General features: G+C 73.6%; 22 protein-coding genes. 6 read left to right on the top strand and 16 right to left on the bottom strand.

Annotated elements, in window-relative coordinates; translation table 11 throughout:
• Positions 1-86: 86 nt before the first annotated feature.
• The 5 genes from ACFWPT_RS32945 to ACFWPT_RS32965 form a co-directional block, all read right to left on the bottom strand.
• A complete protein-coding gene (locus ACFWPT_RS32945) occupies positions 87-1106 on the bottom strand; it encodes a lysophospholipid acyltransferase family protein (protein ID WP_063348850.1) in 1020 nt (339 codons plus the stop codon).
• A 7-nt stretch (positions 1107-1113) separates the two neighbouring features.
• The gene (locus ACFWPT_RS32950) at positions 1114-2226 is read right to left on the bottom strand and encodes an NAD-dependent epimerase/dehydratase family protein (protein WP_063351306.1); all 1113 of its coding nucleotides are present in this window, start codon (positions 2224-2226) and stop codon (positions 1114-1116) included.
• Positions 2227-2445: 219 nt separating this feature from the next.
• Positions 2446-2544, bottom strand: a complete 99-nt coding sequence (locus ACFWPT_RS32955) for a 30S ribosomal protein bS22 (RefSeq protein ID WP_003948845.1) — start codon at positions 2542-2544, stop codon at positions 2446-2448.
• A 189-nt stretch (positions 2545-2733) separates the two neighbouring features.
• Positions 2734-2943, bottom strand: a complete 210-nt coding sequence (locus ACFWPT_RS32960; protein WP_063351305.1) for a helix-turn-helix domain-containing protein — start codon at positions 2941-2943, stop codon at positions 2734-2736.
• Positions 2944-3169: 226 nt separating this feature from the next.
• Positions 3170-4366, bottom strand: a complete 1197-nt coding sequence (locus ACFWPT_RS32965) for an acetoin utilization protein AcuC (RefSeq protein ID WP_380486272.1) — start codon at positions 4364-4366, stop codon at positions 3170-3172.
• Between the two features lie 120 nt (positions 4367-4486).
• Between ACFWPT_RS32965 and ACFWPT_RS32970 the strand changes: the two genes are divergently transcribed.
• Complete coding sequence (locus ACFWPT_RS32970; RefSeq protein ID WP_380375915.1) at positions 4487-5002, top strand: hypothetical protein; 516 nt, start codon at positions 4487-4489, stop codon at positions 5000-5002.
• A 28-nt stretch (positions 5003-5030) separates the two neighbouring features.
• Here the strand turns inward: ACFWPT_RS32970 and ACFWPT_RS32975 are convergent, their stop codons facing one another.
• From ACFWPT_RS32975 to proC, 3 genes are all read right to left on the bottom strand, one after another.
• Positions 5031-6227, bottom strand: coding sequence for an MFS transporter (locus ACFWPT_RS32975; RefSeq protein WP_380486275.1), 1197 nt, complete (start codon positions 6225-6227; stop codon positions 5031-5033).
• Positions 6228-6389: 162 nt separating this feature from the next.
• Positions 6390-7040, bottom strand: a complete 651-nt coding sequence (locus tag ACFWPT_RS32980) for an HAD family hydrolase (protein WP_380426395.1) — start codon at positions 7038-7040, stop codon at positions 6390-6392.
• Between the two features lie 22 nt (positions 7041-7062).
• Positions 7063-7890 carry a pyrroline-5-carboxylate reductase gene (gene proC, locus ACFWPT_RS32985; RefSeq protein ID WP_063348845.1) on the bottom strand — a complete coding sequence of 276 codons (828 nt, stop codon included), beginning with the start codon at positions 7888-7890 and terminating at the stop codon, positions 7063-7065.
• Between the two features lie 159 nt (positions 7891-8049).
• On the opposite strand from proC, the gene ACFWPT_RS32990 reads away from it, so the two are divergent.
• Both ACFWPT_RS32990 and ACFWPT_RS32995 read left to right on the top strand, forming a co-directional pair.
• Positions 8050-8499 (top strand): hypothetical protein, encoded by a 450-nt coding sequence (locus ACFWPT_RS32990; protein WP_159398487.1) that lies wholly within the window; start codon positions 8050-8052, stop codon positions 8497-8499.
• Between the two features lie 142 nt (positions 8500-8641).
• On the top strand, positions 8642-10006 hold the full coding sequence (locus ACFWPT_RS32995) for a hypothetical protein (RefSeq protein ID WP_380486277.1): 1365 nt from the start codon (positions 8642-8644) through the stop codon (positions 10004-10006).
• A gap of 3 nt (positions 10007-10009) precedes the next feature.
• Here ACFWPT_RS32995 and ACFWPT_RS33000 read toward each other — a convergent pair whose 3' ends face one another.
• From ACFWPT_RS33000 to ACFWPT_RS33025, 6 genes are all read right to left on the bottom strand, one after another.
• A complete protein-coding gene (locus ACFWPT_RS33000; RefSeq protein ID WP_380375907.1) occupies positions 10010-10540 on the bottom strand; it encodes a hypothetical protein in 531 nt (176 codons plus the stop codon).
• A gap of 79 nt (positions 10541-10619) precedes the next feature.
• Complete coding sequence (gene ilvD / locus ACFWPT_RS33005) at positions 10620-12464, bottom strand: dihydroxy-acid dehydratase (RefSeq protein ID WP_380375906.1); 1845 nt, start codon at positions 12462-12464, stop codon at positions 10620-10622.
• 200 nt (positions 12465-12664) lie between these two features.
• Positions 12665-13432 carry a class I SAM-dependent methyltransferase gene (locus ACFWPT_RS33010; protein WP_380486279.1) on the bottom strand — a complete coding sequence of 256 codons (768 nt, stop codon included), beginning with the start codon at positions 13430-13432 and terminating at the stop codon, positions 12665-12667.
• Positions 13433-13478: 46 nt separating this feature from the next.
• A complete protein-coding gene (locus ACFWPT_RS33015; protein ID WP_380486301.1) occupies positions 13479-14306 on the bottom strand; it encodes a sugar phosphate isomerase/epimerase family protein in 828 nt (275 codons plus the stop codon).
• A 548-nt stretch (positions 14307-14854) separates the two neighbouring features.
• Positions 14855-15817: a Ppx/GppA family phosphatase gene (locus ACFWPT_RS33020; protein WP_380375902.1), complete on the bottom strand. Its 963-nt coding sequence runs from the start codon at positions 15815-15817 to the stop codon at positions 14855-14857.
• A gap of 97 nt (positions 15818-15914) precedes the next feature.
• Positions 15915-16766: a glycerophosphodiester phosphodiesterase gene (locus ACFWPT_RS33025; protein WP_380375901.1), complete on the bottom strand. Its 852-nt coding sequence runs from the start codon at positions 16764-16766 to the stop codon at positions 15915-15917.
• Positions 16767-17033: 267 nt separating this feature from the next.
• Between ACFWPT_RS33025 and ACFWPT_RS33030 the strand changes: the two genes are divergently transcribed.
• A complete protein-coding gene (locus ACFWPT_RS33030) occupies positions 17034-17870 on the top strand; it encodes a hypothetical protein (RefSeq protein ID WP_380486303.1) in 837 nt (278 codons plus the stop codon).
• Between the two features lie 65 nt (positions 17871-17935).
• Here the strand turns inward: ACFWPT_RS33030 and ACFWPT_RS33035 are convergent, their stop codons facing one another.
• Positions 17936-19105 (bottom strand): NADH-quinone oxidoreductase subunit D, encoded by a 1170-nt coding sequence (locus ACFWPT_RS33035; RefSeq protein ID WP_380375899.1) that lies wholly within the window; start codon positions 19103-19105, stop codon positions 17936-17938.
• Positions 19102-20118 (bottom strand): SAM-dependent methyltransferase, encoded by a 1017-nt coding sequence (locus ACFWPT_RS33040; RefSeq protein WP_380486281.1) that lies wholly within the window; start codon positions 20116-20118, stop codon positions 19102-19104. Before ACFWPT_RS33040 ends, ACFWPT_RS33035 begins: the two co-directional genes overlap by 4 nt.
• Before the next feature lie 128 nt (positions 20119-20246).
• On the opposite strand from ACFWPT_RS33040, the gene ACFWPT_RS33045 reads away from it, so the two are divergent.
• Together ACFWPT_RS33045 and ACFWPT_RS33050 are read left to right on the top strand one after the other, a co-directional pair.
• Complete coding sequence (locus ACFWPT_RS33045; RefSeq protein ID WP_380375895.1) at positions 20247-21473, top strand: sensor histidine kinase; 1227 nt, start codon at positions 20247-20249, stop codon at positions 21471-21473.
• 37 nt (positions 21474-21510) lie between these two features.
• On the top strand, positions 21511-22200 hold the full coding sequence (locus tag ACFWPT_RS33050; RefSeq protein ID WP_063348833.1) for a response regulator transcription factor: 690 nt from the start codon (positions 21511-21513) through the stop codon (positions 22198-22200).
• Positions 22201-22299 lie beyond the last annotated feature (99 nt).

A 22299-nucleotide genomic window follows, 5' to 3' on the forward strand; every position in this document is an offset into this window, starting at 1 on the left:
GACCCCCCCCCCCCCCCCCCGACCCCCGCACCCCAACGCCGCCACGCCCGCCCTCCGGGCGGACGACGGGAGTTTGAAGACACGCCCTAGAAGAACACCGACCGGCGCTGCACCAGCAGCTTGTAGAGCGTGTGCTGGATCGTCTCGCGCACCTCGTCGGCCAGGTCGAAGACCAGCATCGGGTCGTCCGCCGCCTCCGCCGGGTACCCGTCGGTGGCGATCGGCTCCCCGAACCGGATGGTCCACTTGGTCGGCAGCGGCAGCACGCCCAGCGGCCCCAGCCACGGGAAGGTCGGCGTGATCGGCACGTACGGCAGGCCCAGCAGCCGGGCCAGCGTCTTCACGTTGCCGATCATCGGGTAGGTCTCCTCGGCGCCGACGATCGAGCACGGCACGATCGGCACCTTCGCGCGCAACGCCGAGGAGACGAAGCCGCCGCGCCCGAAGCGCTGGAGCTTGTACCGCTCGGCGAACGGCTTGCCGATGCCCTTGAAGCCCTCCGGCCAGACCCCGACCACCTCGCCGCGCTCCAGCAGCGCCTGGGCGTCCTCGTTGCAGGCCAGCGTGTGGCCGGCCTTGCGGGCCAGCTCGTTGACGCCCGGCAGCACGAACACCAGGTCGGCGGCGAGCATCCGCAGGTGCCGGTGGTGCGGGTGGTGGTCGTGGATGGCGACCTGGGTCATCAGGGCGTCCAGCGGGATCGTCCCGGAGTGGTTGGCGACGATCAGCGCGCCGCCCTCGGCCGGGATGTTCTCGACGCCCTGGACCTCGATCCGGAAGTACTTCTCGGACAACGGGCGCAGCAGGGCGAGCAGCACCTCCTCGGTGAGCTCCCGGTCGAAGCCGAACTCGTCCACCTCGTAGTCGCCGGTGATCCGGCGGCGCAGGAAGGCCAGCCCGTCCGCGGCCCGGCCCTCCCAGCCCTTGCCGAACAACCGGGTGGCCGCCGAACCGAGCTGCCCGGACAGCGCCCCGCCGACGGCGTCGGCGAGCCGGTCGGCTGGCCGGTCGGCGGGCCCGGGGTCGTCGGGCGAGGTCCAGCTGGGGGCGGACTCGATCGGGATGACCCTGGCCTCGCCCGGCGCGTTCTCGGCTGCGGCACTCATCGCGGGTTCAGCTCCTGGGTCGGCGGGGGCGGTCGGTACGGACGGTGGGGACGCCGGCGGCCGGGGCCCGCACCGGGCCGAGCAGGGCGGCCAGCCGGTCGGTGACGGCGGCCAGCCGCTCGGGCGGCAGCAGGCCGGACCCCTGCGCGGCGGCGAAGTCGGCGAAGGCCTCCGGGGTGGTGAACGCCGGGCGGTAGCCGAGCGTCTCGCGCAGTCGCGTGGTGTCCACCACCCGGCCGTGGGTGAGCAGCCGCAGCTGCTCCGGCGAGACGTCCAGCAGCCGGGTCTGCCGGGCCAGCCCGGCCATCCAGCTGACCGCGGGCAGCAGCAGCGGCACGGTCGGCCGGCCGAGCCGGCGGGCGCACTGGGAGAGCAGCAGGACGCCCTCCCCGGCCACGTTGAAGGTCCCGGTGTTGACGGTGCCCGGTTCGGCCTCGGCGGCGGCCCGGCAGAGCACCGCGACGGCGTCGTCCTCGTGCACGAACTGCAGCCGGGGGTCGTAGCCGAGGACGGTCGGCAGCACGGGCAGCGCGAAGTACTCGCTGAGCGGGGTGTCCGCGGCGGGGCCGACGATGTTGGCGAAGCGCAGGACCGTCACCGCGACGTCCGGGCGGCGCCGGGCGAAGCCGCGGACGTAGCCCTCGACCTCCGCCGCGTCCTTGGCGAAGCCGCCGCCGGGCGGGTTCTTCGGCTGGATGCGCTCGGTGAACACCGCCGGGTCGCGGGGCGCGGAGCCGTAGACGCCGGTGGTCGACTTCACCACCAACCGGCGCACCCCGGGCGCCTTCTGGCAGGCGCCGAGCAGCTGCATGGTGCCGATGACGTTGGACTCCTTCACCGCGGAGCGGTTGGTGGAGCCCAGGCCGGTGGCGCTGACGCTGAGGTGGACCACGGTGTCGACCCGGTGCTCGGCGATCACCCGGGAGACCGCCGGGCGGCGCAGGTCGAGCTGGTGGAAGCGGTACTCGGCGGCCGGTCCGTCCGGCTCCTCGACCGGCAGCCGGGGCGGCTGCACGTCCACGCCGACCACCAGGTCCACGCCCGGACGGCGGCGGACCTCGGCGGCGAAGCGGGCACCGAGATGGCGTGCCACGCCGGTGACGAGCACGACCACGCCCACGGTGTGCACCCCATTCCCTCGGCCCGAGCGGCCTGCGTGCACCGTACCGCGCCGCCCTGCCGGGCCGTGAAACGACACCGCCCGCCCAGGCCGAGGCCTGGGCGGGCGGTGGAACGCCTGAACCCCGCCAAGGCGGGGCGCACTACTTCTTCCTGCGCCGTTGTACGCGAGTCCGCGAATAACCCCCGCCTGGGCGGGGCCGAAGCGCAGGCTCAGGCGTTACTTCTTGTTGCGACGCTGGACCCTGGTCCTCTTCAGAAGCTTGCGGTGCTTCTTCTTGGCCATACGCTTGCGACGCTTCTTGATGACAGAGCCCACGGAACAACCCTCGCTCACTGAGACTCGCGCCCGTGAGAGACGGAGTCCATACGACTGACGGACGGCCTAGCCTACCGTCCACGGGCCCTGGGCCGTAATCGTGCTCCCGGTGACCGGGAAACTCGCGGGGAATCCCCGGCGAACGGGGGTGGGATCCGCAGCTGCGGCCCCACCCCCGCCCACCCGGAACTACGCGCTCTCAAGCCTCACGTAGGACTCCTTGAGGTACTCGTGCACCGCCTGCTGGGGCACCCGGAAGGACCGCCCGACCCTGATGGCCGGCAGCTCTCCGCTGTGCACCAACCGGTACACCGTCATCTTCGACACCCGCATGACCGAGGCAACCTCCGCCACGGTCAGGAAGACGACTTCCTGCAAGGGGCGTTCGCCGGAACTCATGACCATCACCCGACCCTTCACCCGTGTGCAAGGCACCGGCTTCCCCTCCGGTGACTCCACCGGCACACGTGTATCCCCAGAGTAGTTATGGGTGGTACCAGTGGGAAGAGGGGAGGTGCGGTCCTCGTACGGTGAGAGATAGGACTGTTGCAGTACGTAGTCACTCGGCGGAACGCGGGAGCGGGCATACGCACGGCCCACCCGCACCTGGGCCGGGAGGCCGGTCTCAGGCCAGGAGTCCGAGGTGGGGGAACACCGCGCGGCGGCTGGCGAGGATGGCCTGATCGAGTCGGTCGGCCGGATCGTAACCCGCGTCGAAGTCGCGCCAGACCGGTCGGGCGCCGTCGGTCATCCGCAGCGGGGCGGGCCGGCGGGTGCGGCGGTAGACCTCGGCGCGCCAGGACTCGGGGGTCTCGGTCGCCGGGTCGACGGGCCGTCCGGCGGCGGTGGCGACCAGGTGGGTCCAGGTGCGCGGGACGACGTCCACGACGGCGTAGCCGCCCCCGCCGGTGGCGATCCAGCGGCCGCCGGTGAGCTGGTGGGCGAGGTCGTGCAGTTCCTCGGCGATCATCCGCTGGGCGTCCAGCGTGACGGCGAGGTGGGCGAGCGGGTCCTCCAGGTGGGTGTCGGCACCGTGCTGGGTGACCAGGACCTGCGGGCGGAAGGCGGTGAGCAGTTCGGGCACCACGGCGTGGAAGGCGCGCAGCCAGCCGGCGTCGCCGGTGCCGGCCGGCAGCGGCAGGTTGACGGCGGAGCCGGGGGCGTCCGGGCCGCCGGTCTCGGTGGGCCAGCCGGTCTGCGGGAAGAGCGTGGCGGGGTGCTCGTGGAGCGAGATCGTGAGCACCCTGGGGTCGTTCCAGAAGGCCTGCTGGACGCCGTCCCCGTGGTGGACGTCCACGTCGACGTAGGCGACCCGCTCGGCGCCGAGTTCGAGCAGCCGGGCGACGGCCAGCGCCGGGTCGTTGTAGACGCAGAAGCCCGAGGCCTTGGCGGGCATCGCGTGGTGCAGCCCGCCGGCGAAGTTCACCGCGTGCGGGGTCTCCCCGCGCCAGACCGCCTCGGCGGCGGCCACGGACTGACCGGCGATCAGCGCGGAGGCCGAATGGATCGCGGGGAAAGCCCAGTTGTCGTCGGTGCCGAGCCCGTGCCGGGGATCCGACTCGTCGGGGTGGGCGGCGGCGTATTTGACCGCCTCGACGTACTCCCGGGTGTGCACCAGCCGCAGGGTGGACTCGCCGGCGGGCGGTGCGGCCCGCACCGTCACCCCGGGCCCGGCGTCCAGTCCGAGGGCCTCGACCAGGCGCATGGTGAGCGCCAGCCGGGTCGGGTCCATCGGGTGGCCGGGGCCGAAGTCGTAGGCGGTGACGGCCTCGTCCCAGAAGAGGTGCAGGCCGCAGGGGGTGTCACGCTCGGCGTCGGGCATGGCCTCCACCGTAGCGGGTGGGGGTGGCCGGGCCTTGTCCAGGGCACGCCGGGGGCGGGGCTCAGAGCCCCCGCGGAGGCCCTACAGACAAAACCTTCACGACTTCATATCCTCTCCGCCATGAAGCCATTCAGCGCGCAACGCCTTGGGGTAATTCTCGCTGCATTACTGGGACTTGGCCTGCTCTTTGCCGCCCAGCCGGCCTCCGCCGCGGTCAGCGGCAGCTCGTTCGCCGTCGACAAGAAGACGGCGGCGCCGGGCGACCAGCTGACCCTGACGCTCTCGCTCACCAACACCGAGACCACCGACATCTACTTCGCCTACGAGTACATCCAGCCGATCTGGCCGGCCAACCAGCAGACCGGCGCGTTCACGGTCACCGGGTGCTCCGGTGACTCCACCGACTGCGCCGTCAGCGGGAACAACGCGAACTTCCACTTCCGGGCGCCGATCGCCCCGGGCGAGACCCGCACCGTCGCGGTCACCGTCCAGATCACCTCGGCCCCGACCTGGACCGGGCCGTACACCCTGAACTGGGCACCGTACGTCTACTACGAGTACTACCAGTCGGGTGGTGGCATCAAGGACCAGCTGTGGGCCAACGGCCTGCCCGAGCTGGCCACCGTGATCGGCTGACCTCCCTCCCCGCCCCAGCTCGCCCCCGTCACACCCTGGCGGGGGCGAGCGCCGGGGCCGGGGCGAAGCGCTCGGCCAGCGGCAGGACGGCGAGCACCAGCAGCATCGGGGCGAGCAGCGCCCAGCGGTACGAACTCGCGTCGGCGATCGTCCCGACCAGCGGCGAACCGATCAGGAAGCCCACGTAGTTGAAGAGGTTCAGCCGGGCCACCGCGGCGTCCGAGTCGGCCGGGAACAGCCGGCCCCCGGCCGCGAACACCTGCGGGATGATCGCGCAGATGCCGAAGCCGAGCACGGTGAAACCGGCGATCCCCACCCAGGCGGTGGGCGCGGCGGCGGCCAGCGCGAAGCCGAGCGCGGCCAGCCCGGCACCGGCCCGGACCACCGGGACGGCGCCCCAGCGCTGCACGGCGCGGTCGCCCAGCGCGCGGCCCAGCAACATCGCGACCATGTAGCCGAGGTAGGACAGCTTGGCGACGTCCGCGGCGCTGCCCAGGCCGTCGGTGAGGTACTTGACGCTGTAGTTGGAGACCGAGGCGTCGGCGATGTACGCGAACGCCATCGCCAGGCACAGCGGCAGCAGCGGCCGCCAGGGGATGGACCGCGCGGCGGCCTCGGCGGCCTCCCGTACGGCGTCCCCGAGTTCGGCCGGTCCGGCGAATCGGGTGCCGGTCAGCAGGGCCAGCGGGGCGATCACCGCCGCGGCCGTGCCGAACAGCACTGGCAGGCCGAGGTCGTAGTGCGAGCCGAGGCCGGCGAGGGCCGCCCCGAGGATGCCGCCGAGGCTGAACGCGGCGTGGAAGCCGATCATGATCGAGCGGCCGTAGCGGTGCTGCAGGCCCACCCCCAGCATGTTCATGCTCGCGTCGAGCGCGCCCACCAGCAGGCCGAACGCCCCGAGCGCGAAGGCGAGTTGCCAGAGCGTGTCGCCGAGGCCGGCGCCCGCGAGGCTGAGGCAGACCAGCGGCTGGACGACCCGCAGCACGGCCCGCGCGCCGGTGCGCTTCACCAGCTGCTCGGAGGTGATCGAGCCGACCCCGGCGAGGATCGGCACCGCGGCCAGGAACAGCGGCAGCAGCGCGTCGCTCAGCCCGTACCGGTGCTGGATCTCCGGAATGCAGGTGACCAGCAGCGCGAAGGTGGTGCCCTGGAACAGGAAGCTGACGGCGAGCGCGGCCCGCCCGGCGCGCAGGCCGGGCGGGATCGCGGGTGACGCGGCACTCATGACGGACCTCGCTACTGGCCGGTACGACGATGTTGGCGAGAGCGTAGGCGGTGGACCGCGATTGCGGGAGGGGTCGCGCAGGGACTTTCCGCCGCCGGACGGAAGGCCGGGCGTAGAGCCGGGCGGAACGGGTCGGAACAGGGCGGGTCAGAGCAGGGCGGGTCAGAGCAGGGCGGTGACCTCGGAGAGGTCGGCGATCAGCCCGGTGGCCCCGGCGGCGGTCAGCTTCGCCGGGTCGGTGAGCGCGGTGTAGCCGTACACGTCCATGCCCGCGGCCCGGGCCGCCAGCACGCCGTTGGGGCTGTCCTCGACGACCAGGCAGCGGGCCGGGTCGACGCCGAGGGTGCGGGCGGCGTGCAGGAAGAGGTCCGGCGCGGGCTTGCCCACGCCGACGTCCTGGGCGCTGAAGATCCGCTCCTCGGCGACGTACCCGCGCAGGCCGGTGACGTCCAGCGCGGTGCGGATCCACACGTGGTGCGCCGAGGAGGCCAGGCAGTAGGGGACGGAGCGCTGCCGCAGTTCCTTCAGCAGCAGCTCCGCACCCCGGACGGCCGTCAGCTCGGTGCCGAACGCGTCGAAGACCCGGCCGTGGAACAGCTCGTCGAAGCCCTCCGGCAGCGTCGCGCCGTCGTACCGCTCGGCGATCACGTCGTGGATGCGGTGGGCAGCGCAGCCCATGAAGTCCCGGTAGGAGTCCTCGACCGTGGTCGGGTAGCCGAGTTCGGTCAGGTACGCGGCCAGCACCCGGTTGGAGAGCGGCTCGCTGTCCACCAGGACACCGTCGTTGTCGAAGATCACCAGGTCGTAGGCCATGCCGTCGAGCCTACCCAGTCGGCTACTTGCCCCCGGAGGCGAGCTCCCGGGAGCGGTCCCGGGCCGCCTCCAGGGCGCCCAGCAGCGCGGCCCGCACCCCGTGGTTCTCCAGCTCGCGGATGGCCGCGATCGTGGTGCCGGCCGGGGAGGTGACGGCCTCGCGCAGCTTCACCGGGTGCTCGCCGGAGTCGCGCAGCATCACCGAGGCGCCGATCGCGGACTGCACGATCAGGTCGTGCGCCACCTGCCGGGGCAGGCCGAGCAGGATGCCGGCGTCGGTCATCGCCTCGACCAGGAAGTAGAAGTAGGCCGGGCCGGAGCCGGAGAGCGCGGTGGCCGCGTCCTGCTGGGCCTCGGGCAGCCGCAGCGCCTTGCCGACCGAGCTGAAGATCTCCTCGGCCCGCTCCAGGTGCTCCTCGGTGGCGTGCGAGCCGCCGGAGATGACGCTCATCCCCTCGTCCACCAGGACCGGCGTGTTGGGCATCACCCGGACCACCGGGGTGCCGGCCGCCAGCCGCTCCTCGAACCAGGCGGTGGGGATGCCGGCCGCGGCCGAGATCACCAGCCGGTCCGCGCCGACGTGCGGGGCCAGCTCCTCCAGCAGGGTGCCCATGTCCTGCGGCTTGACGGCGAGGATCAGGGTGTCGGCGAGCTTGGCGGCCTCGGCGTTGGAGGCGGCCACCACGCCGTAGCGGGCGGCGAGTTCGGCGGCGCGCTCGGGGCGGCGGGCGGTCACCAGGACGTCCGCCGGGTCCTTGCCGGCCCGCAGCAGGCCGGAGAGCAGGGCCTCGCCGATCTTGCCCGTGCCCAGGAAGGCGATCTTCTGTCCGTGTGCTGCGCTGGCGCCCATGGCCGCTCCTTACCTCGGTACTGCGGCCATCCTCGCACCGCGCGGGGGCACCCGCCGGGACCGTCCAGCCCGTGGTCGGCGAACCCCGCATCGTCCCTAGGGAGAATCTCGGGGGTTTCCCCTATGGCCTCCGGCGCCGCGCGGGAGCACCGTGGAGTCATGGCACACGACGAAATGTCCCGACGTGAGAACCGGCAACTCGCCGTCGCCTCGGCGACCGTGGGACCGTGGCGGACGGCCGCGGGGGTCGGTGCGGTGGTGGGTGCGACCGCCCTGGGGATCGACGCGATCTCCGGGCACTGGTCACTGGGCATGCTGGCCGGGCCGGCCGGCTGGGCCCTGTTCTTCTTCTTCCTGGTCGGCACCGTCGGCGGGCAGCTGCGCCGCGACACCTCCGAACGGCGGCTGCGCCGCTGGGCGAACGACCACCCGTGGCAGTCGGCCCTCCCGGCGGCCGGCGGGCTGCTGGTGCTGGACATGCTGGCGCAGCTGCTGCTCGGGGACGCGGGCCTGTTCGGCGCGTTCTTCCTGGCGCTGCTGCCGGCCGGCATCCTGCTGGCCGTCGCCGGGATCGTGGGGTCGGTGAAGCAGGCCCGCACCAAGGACTGACGCCCCCACAGGGCGGCCCGGACTCGCCCGGACCCGGCCGGAACGGCACAGACCGGGACGGATCGCCGCGCCCGCGCACGAGTTCACCACAAGGTGTGCCCTCGATCGACGAATCGTCACACCCCGTCGGCATACTGGCGCGATGCCGATAGCCGAAGATCCACAACCGCGCCCCGCCGAGGGCCGTGAGCCGGGCGGGTCCGACCCGTCCGGAGCGGGTGAGAAGGACCCGTTCGCCGACCTCGTCCTGGACGAGGAGTTCGTCAAGGGGGCCGCCGTCACCGAGCAGTCCGGGCGCACCCGGATGCTGGCCGCCCGATGGAAGCACGCCCCGCCGGTCGACCCGGGCGGCCGCCGCTCGGTCAACGACGGCCCGGCCAAGGCCGGCCGCCGGTTCGGCCGCACGCCGAAGCCCCCGGTGACCGACCCCTGGGGCAACCCGCGCCCGCGCCGCCGCCGGCTGGACTGGCGCGCGCCGCTGTACGTCGTGCTGACCATCGCGGTGCTGCTCGCGGCCCTGAACCTCGACGGGCTGCGCAGCTGGTACTCCGACCACTACGGCGGGGGCTCCTCGAACGCCCACACCCCCGTGCCCACCGTCGCCCCGGAGACGGCCCAGCCGACCGCCGCGCCGCCGAAGGTCGACGAGCAGCAGCCGACCGTGGACCACCCGTGGGCCGGTTCCGTCGCCGAGGGCTGGCCGAACGGCGCGGAGGCCTTCGTCCTGCCCGACACCCGGGCCACCGGCGTGTTCTCCGCCGAACAGGTCGGCGCCCAGCTGCAGTTGGTCAAGGACTACCTGACCGCCGCCAACCTGGACCCGCAGGTGATCGCGGGCGGCCGGCCGGAAGCCGCCCTGGCGCTGCTGGACCGGGAGGACCGGGACCGCGCGATCAACGCGCTGGCCAACCCCGCCAAGGACACCGACCCGACCACCTGGTTCAGCCGCTTCGACCAGCGCGAGGCCGTCCAGGTGGGCGACACGGTCAAGGTGCAGGGCCGGATCACCTTCGAGGGCGACGGGGACAAGGGCCTCCTCGTCCACGCCGACTTCAGCTACGTGTACGCGATGCGCCCCGGCCCGGACGCCGCCAAGCGCGCCGCGTCACCCCAGCCGCCGACGGGCGGGCAGCCGCCGACGAAGCCGGCCGCGCCGAAGGACGGCACGGCCAAGCCGGTGGGTCTGCTGGTGCCGACGGCCGACGTGGCCGGGGACACCTGGACCACGCGCACGATCGTGCGCCGGGTCGAGAACTTCCGCTTCTACGACCCGGCCCGCTACCGGGTCAACCCGAAGAAGCTCGTGTTCGGCGAGGGCGGCGGGTCGGAGTCCGCCAACTCGTCCTGTGACGTCTACGACGGCTACTACCACCCGGAGTTCGACCAGTTCGCGGCGCAGTCGCCGGACGCCCCGGGCAGCCGTCCGACCGGCCCCACGACCGACCCGTACGACCGCCGCAAGGACCTGTCGACCCGCGACGAGTGCGGCGCGGCCAGCCGCCTCTGAGGCTCAGCCCCGGCGCTTGCCCCGGCCCGGCGCCTTGGTGCCGGGCCGGCCGCTGCGGCCCGCCTGGCGCTTCTCGTACTGGGCGACGGCCCGCTCGTACGAGGAGCGCCTGACCGCCTCGCCGGGGGCCTCGACCAGGCTGCGGGCGAAGTAGGCGGCCAGGCTGCCGGCGCCGCCGATGAGCCAGACCGCGCCGAGCGACTTGTCCTCGGCCATCCAGCCGCTCAGCTGGTCCTTGCCCTCGGTGAGGACCTTCCAGGTGCGCATGACGCACATCATCGAGCAGACCGCGATCGCGGCCGTCAGCAGCCCGTTCAGGAAGCCGCCGCCGTCGGAGAGGGCGACGCCCTCGACCCCGAAGCGCAGCAGCAGGACGGCGACGGCGGTCGTGACCAGCGCACCGGCCGACACGGCGACGCGGCGCAGCCAGTAGCCGTTGTCCCGGTTCACCCAGCTGGTGCCGAACCAGCGGATCGGCTCCGGCTCGGGGGCGCCGGCGGGCTTGGGTGCGGGGGTGGGGGGCTGCTCGCTCACGGGGTCGATTATCACCCAACGCGCGAGGAGCCGCCCCGGCCTGCGGGACGGCTCCTGCGGTGCTGCGGTGCCGCGGGGCTCAGCCGAGCTTGGTGACGTCGCGGACGGCGCCCTTGTCGGCGGAGGTGGCCATCGCGGCGTAGGCGCGCAGGGCCTGGCTGACCTGGCGGTCGCGGTTCTTCGGGCGGTAGCCGCCCGCGGCCTCCAGGGCGCGGCGGCGCTCGGCCAGGACCTCGTCGGGCACCTCCAGGGAGATGCTCCGGCCGGGGATGTCGATGGCGATGGTGTCGCCGTCCTCGACCAGGGCGATGGTGCCGCCGGAGGCGGCCTCCGGGGAGGCGTGGCCGATGGACAGGCCGGAGGTGCCGCCGGAGAAGCGGCCGTCGGTGACCAGCGCGCAGGCCTTGCCGAGGCCGCGGCCCTTGAGGAAGGACGTCGGGTAGAGCATCTCCTGCATGCCCGGGCCGCCCTTGGGGCCCTCGTAGCGGATGACGACGACGTCGCCCTCCTTGACCCGCTTGGCGAGGATCGCCTCGACGGCGTCGTCCTGGGACTCGACGACCACGGCCGGGCCGCTGAAGGTCCAGATCGACTCGTCGACGCCGGCGGTCTTCACGATGCAGCCGTCCTCGGCGAGGTTGCCGTGCAGGACGGCGAGGCCGCCCTCGACCGAGTAGGCGTGCTCGACGCTGCGGATGCAGCCCTTGGCGGCGTCGGTGTCCAGCGACTCCCAGCGCTCGGACTGCGAGAAGGCCTCGGCGGAGCGGACGCAGCCGGGGGCGGCGTGCCACAGTTCGACGGCCTCGGCGGAGGGCGAACCGCCGCGCACGTCCCAGGTCTTGAGCCACTCGGCGAGCGAGTCGGAGTGGACGGTGTGGACGTCCTCGTTGAGCATTCCGCCGCGGTACAGCTCGCCGAGGATGGCGGGGACGCCGCCGGCCCGGTGCACGTCCTCCATGTAGTACGAGCCGTTGGGCGCGACCTTGGACAGGCAGGGCACCCGGCGGGAGACGGCGTCGATGGCCCGCAGGTCGAAGTCCAGCTCGGCCTCCTGGGCGGCGGCGAGCAGGTGCAGGATGGTGTTGGTCGAGCCGCCCATGGCGATGTCCAGGGCCATCGCGTTCTCGAAGGCGGCGCGGGTGGCGATCGCGCGGGGCAGCACCGAGGCGTCGTCCTGGCCGTAGTGGCGGTCGGCGATCTCGACGACCGCCCGCCCGGCCCGCTCGTACAGGGCCTTGCGGGCGGTGTGGGTGGCGAGGACGGAGCCGTTGCCGGGCAGTGAGAGGCCGATGGCCTCGGTGAGGCAGTTCATCGAGTTGGCGGTGAACATGCCGGAGCACGAGCCGCAGGTGGGGCAGGCGTTCTCCTCGATGATCGCGATGTCCTCGTCGGAGACGTTCTCGTTGGCCGCCTGGGAGATCGCGTCGATCAGGTCGAGCCTGCGCACGGTGCCGTCGACGAGGGTGGCCTTGCCGGCCTCCATCGGGCCGCCGGAGACGAAGACGGTCGGGATGTTCAGGCGCAGCGCGGCCATCAGCATGCCCGGGGTGATCTTGTCGCAGTTGGAGATGCAGATCAGCGCGTCGGCGCAGTGCGCGTTGACCATGTACTCGACCGAGTCGGCGATCAGGTCGCGCGAGGGCAGCGAGTAGAGCATGCCGCCGTGGCCCATCGCGATGCCGTCGTCCACGGCGATGGTGTTGAACTCGCGCGGGATGCCGCCCGCCTGCTTGATCGCCTCGGAGACGATCCGGCCGACCGGCTGGAGGTGGGTGTGGCCCGGGACGAACTCGGTGAAGGAGTTGGCGACCGCGATGATCGGCTTGCCGAAGTCCTCGCGGGCTACGCCGGCGGCCCGGAGAAGCGCCCGGGCGCCTGCCATGTTGCGACCGTGGGTGACCGTACGGGACCTCAGCTCGGGCACTGTGCTCCACTCCTTCGGGGCTCTCGCCGGCGCCCCGCCGGTAGGAGGATGCGGGGGCCGCTGTGGCTACCGAGCCTACGCCCGCCGTCCAGGCGGCGGACGGTCCGTCCGCGATGCGGGCACGCGGGCGGGCCGTCCGGGCGCGGCGTGTTCCGGGCGGGGTGCGGGTCAGGCGGGGTGTGGGTCGGGCAAGGTGCAGGTCAGACCGGGGTGATGCCCACCGCCAGCTCCAGGACGTAGGGCTCGACCACCCAGCCGTCGGGGAACTCGGCGATCATCGCCTGCCGCTCGACGGCCAGCACCGGTTCGCGCTCGGCGGGGGACAGCGCGGCCATGAACGAGCGGGAGACCAGGTCGTCGAGCACGTGGTCGACGGTGGCCCGCCGCTCCCAGCGCAGCACCGCGCGTTCGACCGTCAGCCCGGCCGGGGCGAGGAGGGCGGTGAACTCGGCGACCCGGCCGTAGCCGTGGTAGTTGGGCAGCGCGGCGCTCAGCCGCTCCACCCGGGCCCGGACCCAGGGCACGGTCTCGTCGTGCACGTTCCACCAGACGGCGAGGGCGCCACCGGGCCGCAGCACCCGGATCGCCTCGGGGATGGCCCGTTCGGTGCGGGTCCAGTGGAAGGACTGGGCGTAGCTGATCAGGTCCGCGGAGTCGTCGTGGAACGGCAGTTCGTCACCGCCGGCCCTGACCAGCGGCAGGCCCGGCGAGGAGGCCAGGAACTGGGCGGCCATGCCCGCGTTGGGCTCCACCGCGACGACGTCGGCGCCGCGCGCGGCCAGCAGCCGGGTGGCGATGCCGGTGCCGGCGCCGATGTCCAGCACCCGGGCGCCCTTGAGGCTGCGGCCGGACAACCGCTCCAGCGCCTCGAACAGCCCGTCCGGGTAGCCGGGGCGGCCCCGGTCGTACTCGGCGGCAACCCCGCCGAAGCTCTCGGCGATCTCCCGGAAGCCCTGTTGATCCGTCATCTCTCCCCCTACCCAAGGAAGTTCGCACCCAGCCGGGCGCGGCTCCTCAGCGTACGCGCGAGGGGGTGGCCAGGTGCAAACGGGTGAAGGCGAGCGCCTCGGCCAGGTCGGCCTCGCGTTCGGCGGGGGACGCGGAGCGGCGGGTGTTGACCTCCAGCACCACGTGGCCGTCGAAACCGGTACGGGCCAGGTGCTCCAGCAGTTCGGCACAGGGCTGCTTGCCGCGGCCCGGGATCAGGTGTTCGTCCTTGCCGGAGCCGCTGCCGTCGGCGAGGTGGATGTGGGCGAGCCGGTCGCCCATCCGCTCGACCATGGCGAACGCGTCGATCCGGGAGGTGGCGACGTGCGAGAGGTCGATGGTGAAGTGCCGGTACTCCTCGTCGGTGACGTCCCAGCCCGGCGCGTAGGCCAGCACCTCGCGGTCGCGGTAGCGCCACGGATACATGTTCTCCACCGCGAAGCGGACGTCGGTCTCGCCCGCCATCCGGTTGATGCCCGTCACGAAGTCCCGGGCGTACTGGCGCTGCCAGCGGAACGGCGGATGGACCACGACGGCGCTCGCGCCGAGCTTCTCGGCCGCCGACCGGGCCCGGACCAGCTTGGTCCACGGGTCGGTGGTCCACACCCGCTGGGTGATCAGCAGGCAGGGCGCGTGCACGGCCAGGATCGGCAGCTGGTGGGCGTCGGAGAGCCGGCGCAGGGCGTCGATGTCCTGGCTGACCGGGTCGTTCCAGACCATCACCTCGACCCCGTCGTAGCCGAGCTTGGCGGCCAGCTCGAAGGCGACGGCGGTGCCCGCCGGGTACACCGACGCGGTGGACAGGACCACCTTGGTGTCGGGGATGTGCAGGGCCGGGTGCGAGGGCAGCACCAGCCGGTCGGTGGTGCGCAGCAGCGGCGGGCGGGCGGCGTCGCGCCGGGCGGCCTTGACCGAGCGCACCGACTGGACGGCGGCCTTGGCAGCGCCGGCGGCCCGGGCGGTGCGGGTCTCCCGGGGGGCGGCCGTCGCGGCGGCCTTCCGCGTCCCGGACTTCCGCGCGTCGGGCTTCGCCCCGGCAGGCTGCTTCGCCTCGGACGTGTCCCCCGCGGGCCTCTTCGCCTCGGGCGCGGGCGGCTGCTCGGCGGCCTTGCGCGCCGCGCTCTTGCGCCCGGTGCGCCGGGCCGCCTCGACGGCCTTCGCGGCCTGCGCCCCGGTGGCACCCTTGACGGCCTTGCCGAGTTTGCGGCGCGGGCCGTCCGGCCGCGGCTGCCCGTCCCCGGGAGCGCGGCCCTCCCGCGTCCCGTCCTCACCCGCTGGTTGCGCCACGGGAGACAGCGTAAGCGGACCGCGCTCCGAACGGGACCGGATCCCCGGCCGGCCCCGGCGGGAGCCGCCGGACGGGCCATGGGGCCCACGGTGTGGAGCCCTGCGGCGCGCGGGCCCTACGGGGTGAGGGCCGGGCGGCGGCGGTCGGCGGCGCCGTCCATGGCGTCCAGGCGGCGCAGGATGATGCCCTCGCGCAGCGCCCACGGGCAGACGTCCAGCTCGTCGAGGCCGAACAGGTCCATCGCGGCGTCCGCGACCAGTGCCCCGGCCAGCAGCTGCTTGGCGCGGCCCTCGGAGACGCCGGGGATCCGCGCCCGCTCCTCGACGGTCATCGAGGACAGTCGCGGCAGCCAGGCGGACAGCCCGCTGCGGGTGAGCCGGCGGTCGGCGTACGGGCCGGCGTCGGCGGGGGCGGCGCCGGTCATCCGGGCCAGCTGCTTGAAGGTCTTGGAGGTGGCGACGGCGTGCTGCGGCGCGCCGAGCCGGGCGACCTCGCCCACGACGGTGGCCATCTCGGCCCGGATGTGGCGTCTCAGCCCGCGCAGCCCGTCCGGGTCGGCGATGTCGCCGGGCAGCCAGCGGGCGGTGAGCCGGCCGGCGCCCAGCGGCAGCGAGCAGGCGACGTCGGGCTGCTCGTCCTGACCGCAGGCGATCTCCAGCGAGCCGCCGCCGATGTCCAGGTTGAGCAGTCGGCCCGAGGACCAGCCGAACCAGCGCCGGACGGCCAGGAAGGTGAGCCGGGCCTCGTCCTGCCCGGACAGCACCCGCAGCTCCACCCCGGTCTCCGTGGCGACCCGGCGCAGCACCTCCTCGCCGTTGGCGGCCTCCCGGACGGCGGAGGTGGCGAACGGCAGGATGTCGACGACGCCCTTGTCCTCCGCGACCCGCAGCGACGAGGCGATGTGGCCGACCAGCCGCTCGACGCCTGCCTCGCTTATCGCGCCGTCGTCGTCGAGCAGTTCGGCCAGCCGCAGCTCGGCCTTGTGCGAGTACGCGGGAAGCGGGGCGGCACCCGGATGGGCGTCCACCACGAGGAAGTGGACGGTGTTGGAACCTACGTCGAGTACACCGAGTCGCATAACTCTCCACGCTACGCGATCCGGCCCCGGACGAAACCGGTCTCGACCGTCTTCACACTGGTCCCGCCCGTACCCCGCCTCCGGCGACCGGACGCCCTCAGTGGCCGCGCGGTCCGGCCCGGCGCTCGGGGCGGCAGTTGGTGTCCACCCAGCGGCGGGCCCGGCCCGGGGTGTCCGTGATCAGGCCGTCCGCGTCCCGGGCCGACATCAGCTGCCAGGACTCCTCGTCGTCGAGCGTCCAGACGTACACCTCGCGGCCCGCCTTGCGCTCGGCGGCGATCCGGGAGGCGCTGGCCAGCGCCGCGTCCAGGGCGATGCCGCGCAGCGGCAGGTCGCCCGGGTCCTCGGCGATCGCGGAGCCCTGGATCAGCACGACCGGCAGGGCGGGCGCGGCGGCGTGGGCCTGGCGCAGGTGCTCCGCCGAGAACGAGTAGAGGACGACCCTGGCACCGCTGGCGGCGGCGATCCGGGCGATCCGGGTGACGTCCTCGGCGCGCTGCCACTTGATCTCCATCAGCAGGGTGGCGTTGCTGTCGGAGAGGCGCTTGAGCAGTTCCTGGAGGGTGGGGACGGGCTCGGTGGGGCCGGGGCCGACGGTCACTCCCAGGGCGGCGATCTGGGCGGCGGTGAGGTCGGCGACGGCGCCCTTGCCGTTGGTGGTGCGGTCCACCGTGGGGTCGTGCATCAGCACCGGGACGCCGTCCCTGGTGGTCTGGACGTCGGTCTCCAGCCAGTCGGCGCCCTGGTCGAGGGCGGTTTCGAAGGAGGCCATGGTGTTCTCGGGGGCGTTGCGCGGGGCACCCCGGTGACCGATCACCACCGGGGCGTCGCACGGCGGAGCGGCGGCGGCCGTCCGGGCCCGCAGCGCGGGCGCGGAGGCGCACCCGGCGGCCAGGACCGCGAGGGCGGCGAGGACGGCCGTGTGGGCGGCGCGGGGCGAGGCGGTCACGGCTCGGTGCTCCAGTGGTGATCCGGGGTGTTCCAGGGCATCCAATACGGGTCGACGCGAGATCATCAAACTGATCTGACAACCCGACAGTGGCGCCCGGTTCCCTCCAGCCTGCGGTCGGCCGGCCCTCGCCGACGCCACGGCGCACCCCGGATCACCCGGACGGGTCCCGGCCGGCCGGCCCGAAGGCTCTACCCTTGCCGGGTGGCACCAGCAGAAACGTCCAAGAAGAAGTCCAAGGCCTCCCCCGCCCCCGTCGACCTGGCGATGCCGACCCTGCGCAACGAGACCCCGCTCGGCGGGATCCCCCGTGACGAGGTCCCGCTCGACTTCCCGCGCGCCTGGGTCGAATTCGCCGACCCCGACGACGAGGAGCAGGTGTTCCGTTGTGACCTCACCTGGCTGACCTCCCGCTGGGGTTGCGTCTTCGGCCAGGGCTGCCACGGCATCCGCGAGGGCCGCGGCGAGTCGGACGGCTGCTGCACGCTGGGCGCGCACTACTCGGACGAGGACGACGAGAAGCGCGTCCTCGGCCACGCGGCGCGGCTGACGCCCGAGCTGTGGGAGAACTTCGCGCACGGCACCGACACCGCGGGCCGGATCACGTCCGACGGCGGCATCACCATGCTCGACGAGGACGGCGACCGCCAGACCCGCCGGGTCGGCGGGGCGTGCATCTTCGTGAACAGCCCCGGCTTCGCGGGCGGCGCCGGCTGCGCGCTGCACGCGCTGGCGCTCAAGGAGGGCCGGGAGCCGCTGGAGACGAAGCCGGACGTCTGCTGGCAGCTGCCGGTCCGCCGCACCTACGACTGGATCGACCGGCCGGACGACACCCGCTACCTCCAGGTCTCGATCGGCGAGTACGACCGCCGCGGCTGGGGCCCGGGCGGCCACGACCTGCACTGGTGGTGCACCGGCAGCCCGGCGGCGCACCAGGGGCCGGACCCGGTGTACGTCAGCTACCGCCCCGAGCTGACCGAGCTGATGGGCAAGGCGGCGTACGACGTGCTGGCCGGCCTGTGCGCGGAGCGGATCGCCACCAAGGGCGACCGCAAGGTGGCCCCGCACCCGGCCGACCCGGCCAAGCGGCCGAAGAAGGGCTGAGCCCGGGAAGCACCGGGCCCGAAAAGCACGGGCCTGCGCAGGCCCGGCCCGCGAAGGGCCGGGCCCTACTTGTCGATGTCCCCGACGACGAAGAACATCGACCCGAGGATCGCCACCATGTCCGCGACCAGCGTCCCGGGCAGCAGCTCGGTCAGCGCCTGGACGTTGTTGAAGGACGCCGAGCGCAGCTTGAGCCGCCACGGCGTCTTGTCGCCGCGCGAGACCAGGTAGTAGCCGTTGATGCCGAGCGGGTTCTCGGTCCAGGAGTAGGTGCTGCCCTCGGGGGCCTTGAGCACCTTGGGCAGCCGCTGGTTGATCGGGCCGGGCGGCAGGGTGGCGATCTTGTCGAGGCAGGCGACGGCGAGGTCCAGCGAGTTGAGGGTCTGCTCCAGCAGGCACTCGAACCGGGCCAGGCAGTCGCCCTCCTCGCGGGTGACCACGGTGAGCACCTGCCGCAGCTCGTCGGAGTCGTACGCGAGGTAGGGCTCGTCGCGGCGCAGGTCGAGGTCGAGGCCGCTGGCGCGGGCGATCGGGCCGCTGACGCCGTACGCCTGGGCCTGGGCCCGGGTGAGGATGCCGACGCCGGCGGTGCGGGCGCGGAAGATCTCGTTGCCGAGGACGAGGTCCTCGAAGACCGGCAGCTGGGAGCGGACGGTGGCGACGGCGGTGCGGACGCGGCCGAGCCAGCCGGCCGGGAGGTCCTCCTTGAGGCCGCCGACCCGGTTGAACATGTAGTGCATGCGCCCGCCGGAGGCCTCCTCCAGGACGTGCTGGAGGTCCTCGCGGCCGGTGAAGGCATGGAAGATCGGGGTGATGCCGCCGAGTTCCAGCGGGTAGGAGCCGAGGAACATCAGGTGGTTGAGCACCCGGTTGAGTTCGGCGAGCAGGGTGCGGATCCACACCGCCCGCTCGGGGACCTCCATGCCGAGCATCCGCTCGACGCCGAGGACGACGCCGAGCTCGTTGCCGAAGGCGGAGAGCCAGTCGTGCCGGTTGGCCAGCATGATGATCTGCCGGTAGTCGCGGGCCTCGAACAGTTTCTCCGCGCCCCGGTGCATGTAGCCGATCACCGGCTCGGCGGTGATGATCCGCTCGCCGTCGAGCACCAGCCGCAGCCGCAGCACGCCGTGCGTGGCGGGGTGCTGCGGGCCGATGTTGAGCACCATGTCGGTGGTGCCCGCCTCGCCGGTGAAGTTCTCGGCTCCCGCCCCGATGCCGACCGTGGTCTCCCTCATGGGGTCAGAGTCTGCCACCCCGGCAGGGCGGCCAGGGCCTCCGGTACCGGCATGCGGACGGCCTGGGCGAGCCAGCCGAACGCGCCGAGCCCGGCCGGGTCGGTCAGTTCGGCGCCCTCGCCGGCCCCGCCGAGCGCCCGCAGGTAGCCGGCCGGGTCGCTGGAGGCGAGCGCGAGCGGCGGCCGGGCACCGCTCACGCCGAGGGCGCGCAGGGCGTCCCGCTGGGTTGTCCACAGGCTGTGGAGACCAGGTGCGGCGACGGAGTCCAGAGCAACGTGCGCGGTGACGTCGCAGGAGCCGTCCGGCACCGGCGAAACCTCGCGGCCGCCCCGGAAGCCGGTCAGGGTGCCGAACAGCGGGCGCCGGTCGGCGGTGTGCCCGTAGTCGACGGCGACGGCCAGGCCGCGCTCCAGCCCGGCGACGGCCCGCGCCCAGGCGGCGTCCCGGGTACCGCCGAACTCCACGGAGTCCCCGGGGTGCCCGACCGGCCACCAGCGCTCGGCCCAGGCCGCGTCGGCCGCCGAGGCGGGCCCGCCGAGCCGCTCCCCGCCGGTCGCGGTGTCCACCTCCCGGTAGCGCAGCACCCCGCCGTCGTCGACCTCGCCGACGTCCAGCGGCACGTTGTCCAGCCATTCGTTGGCGAACAGCAGCCCGGTGACGCCGCGCGGCACCTCGTCCGTCCACAGGGCTGTGGACGGCAGGTCCGCCGGGCGCCGCGCGATCTCCACGCCGTACGGGCGCAGCCGCGCCAGCACCTCGCCGGGCAGTTCGGCCAGCACCCCGGTGAGCAGTTCACCGCGCCCGGCCCCGACGTCGACGAGGGCCAGCTCCTCCGGACGGCCTAGGGCGGCGTCAACCTCCAGCAGCAGCCGGGCCACCGCGCGGGCGAACCGCGGCGAGGCGTGCACCGAGGTGCGGAAGTGCCCGGCCGGGCCCTCCGACCTGCGGTAGAAGCCGCCGTCCGGGTCGTACAGGGCCTGCTCCATGGCGGGCGCCCACCGCATCCAAGTCATAGCGCGGGACGCTACCCGCAGCCGGGCGCGCCCTCCCCACCGGTACGGTGCGTCTCCGACCTACGGAGTAGGACGGATCGCCCTACCGGCGGACCTGAACACGCCAGGTGACTGCCTAGGCTGGAGACGTGCATCGACTCAACGCCTGGCTCCGCCGTCACCCCGTGGTGGTCGACGCCGCCTGGGCTGCGATGGTGCTCTTCGTCGGCCTGCTGCCGAACGACAGTTTCAGCGACGGCTGGCGCTTCGACGCACAGATCCTGATCGCGGTGCTGCTGCCCGCGCTGATGGTCTTCCGCCGACGCTTCCCCGACGTCACCGTGGCGGCCGCCACCGGCCTCGGCCTCGGCCAGGTGGCCGCCGACGTCCTCCCGGCCGCCTCCTCCCTCGCCTACCTGGTGTTCGCGTACACCGGCGCCGCCTTCGGCCAGAAGTGGACGTCCCGGCTGGCACTGGTCGCCGGGCTGGCCGCCGGGCCCCTGGTGTTCTGGCAGCTCCACCCGCTGAAGACGGTCGCCAACGGCGCCGGGGACTACCACACCCGCCCGTACTCCTTCGGCGAGGCGGCGCTGATCACGCTGCTGATGAGCACCCCGTTCATCCTGTGCTGGGCATGGGGCCGGCTGACCAGGGTGCGCCGCGCCTACCTGACCGAGCTGGAGGACCGCGCCGCCCGGCTGGAGCGCGAGCGGGACGCCCAGTCCAAGGTGGCGGTGGCCGCCGAGCGCGCCCGGATCGCCCGCGAGCTGCACGACGTGGTCGCACACAACGTCTCGGTGATGATCGTCCAGGCCGACGGCGCCGCGTACGTGCTCGACAACTCGCCGCAGCAGGCGAAGGAGGCGCTCGGCACGATCGCGTCCACCGGCCGGCAGGCGCTGGTCGAGATGCGCCGCCTGCTGGGCGTGCTGCGCACCGCCGACACCGCCGAGGAGTACGTGCCGCAGCCCGGCGTCGAGGAGCTGCCGGAGCTGCTGGAGCAGGTCCGCACGGCCGGGCTGCAGGTGGACTACGCGACCTCCGGGCATCCGCGCGAGCTGCCGCGCGGCGTCGAGCTGACGGTCTACCGGATCGTCCAGGAGGCGCTGACCAACGTCCGCAAGCACGGCGGCCCCGACGTGCACGCCCGGGTCGCGGTCGACTTCGGCGAGCGCGAGCTGGCCGTCCTGGTCGAGGACGACGGCCGAGGCAGCACCGACGAGCAACTGGCCGTCGGCGGCACGGACGGCCTCGGCCACGGCCTGATCGGCATGCGCGAGCGGGTCGGCATGGTCAGCGGCAGCCTCGACGTGGGCCCCCGCCCCGGCGGCGGCTTCCGGATCCGCGCCATCCTGCCGCTCAAGGCGGCCCACTAACCCCCCGGTCCCCCCGACGCCCCCTGAAGGAGCCACCTTGACCATCCGCGTGATGCTCGTCGACGACCAGGAACTGCTGCGCACCGGCTTCCGGATGATCCTGCAGTCGCAGGGCGACATCGAGATCGTCGCCGAGGCCGGCGACGGCGCCCGGGCCCTGGAGGAGCTGCGGCACACCCAGGTGGACGTGATCCTGATGGACGTGCGGATGCCGCGCCTGGACGGGGTGCAGACCACCCGCCGGATCTGCCTGGCCGAGGACGGCAGCCCCGTGCCCAACGCCCCGCACGTGCTCATCCTGACCACCTTCGACCTGGACGAGTACGCCTTCGCCGCGCTCAAGGCCGGCGCCAGCGGCTTCCTGCTCAAGGACGTCCCGCCGACCGAGCTGGTGGCCGCGATCCGCGCGGTGCACGGCGGGGACGCGGTGGTCGCGCCGACCACCACCCGCCGCATGATCGACCGCTTCGCCGAGGTGCTGCCGACCCCGCAGAGCGCGCCCGGCTCGGACGCCCTCGGGCCGCTGACCGAGCGGGAGCGGGAGGTGTTCCTGCTGGTCGCCCAGGGGCTGTCGAACGGCGAGATCGCGGCCCGGCTGGTGCTCTCCGAGGCCACCGTGAAGACCCACGTCGGCCGGATCCTGGCCAAGCTCGGCCTGCGCGACCGGGTCCAGGCCGTGGTGCTCGCCTACGAGGCCGGGCTGATCCGGGCCGGGGCGACGGACTGAGCGGCCCCGGGCACCCCCCGGGCGTCCCGTGGAGGACCCCGTGGAGGACCGGCTGAGCGCCCGTAGAATGGGCCGGTACGTCCGGTACCCGAAGAGGAC

The organism is Kitasatospora sp. NPDC058478 (assembly GCF_042720345.1).
GTDB lineage: Bacteria > Actinomycetota > Actinomycetes > Streptomycetales > Streptomycetaceae > Kitasatospora.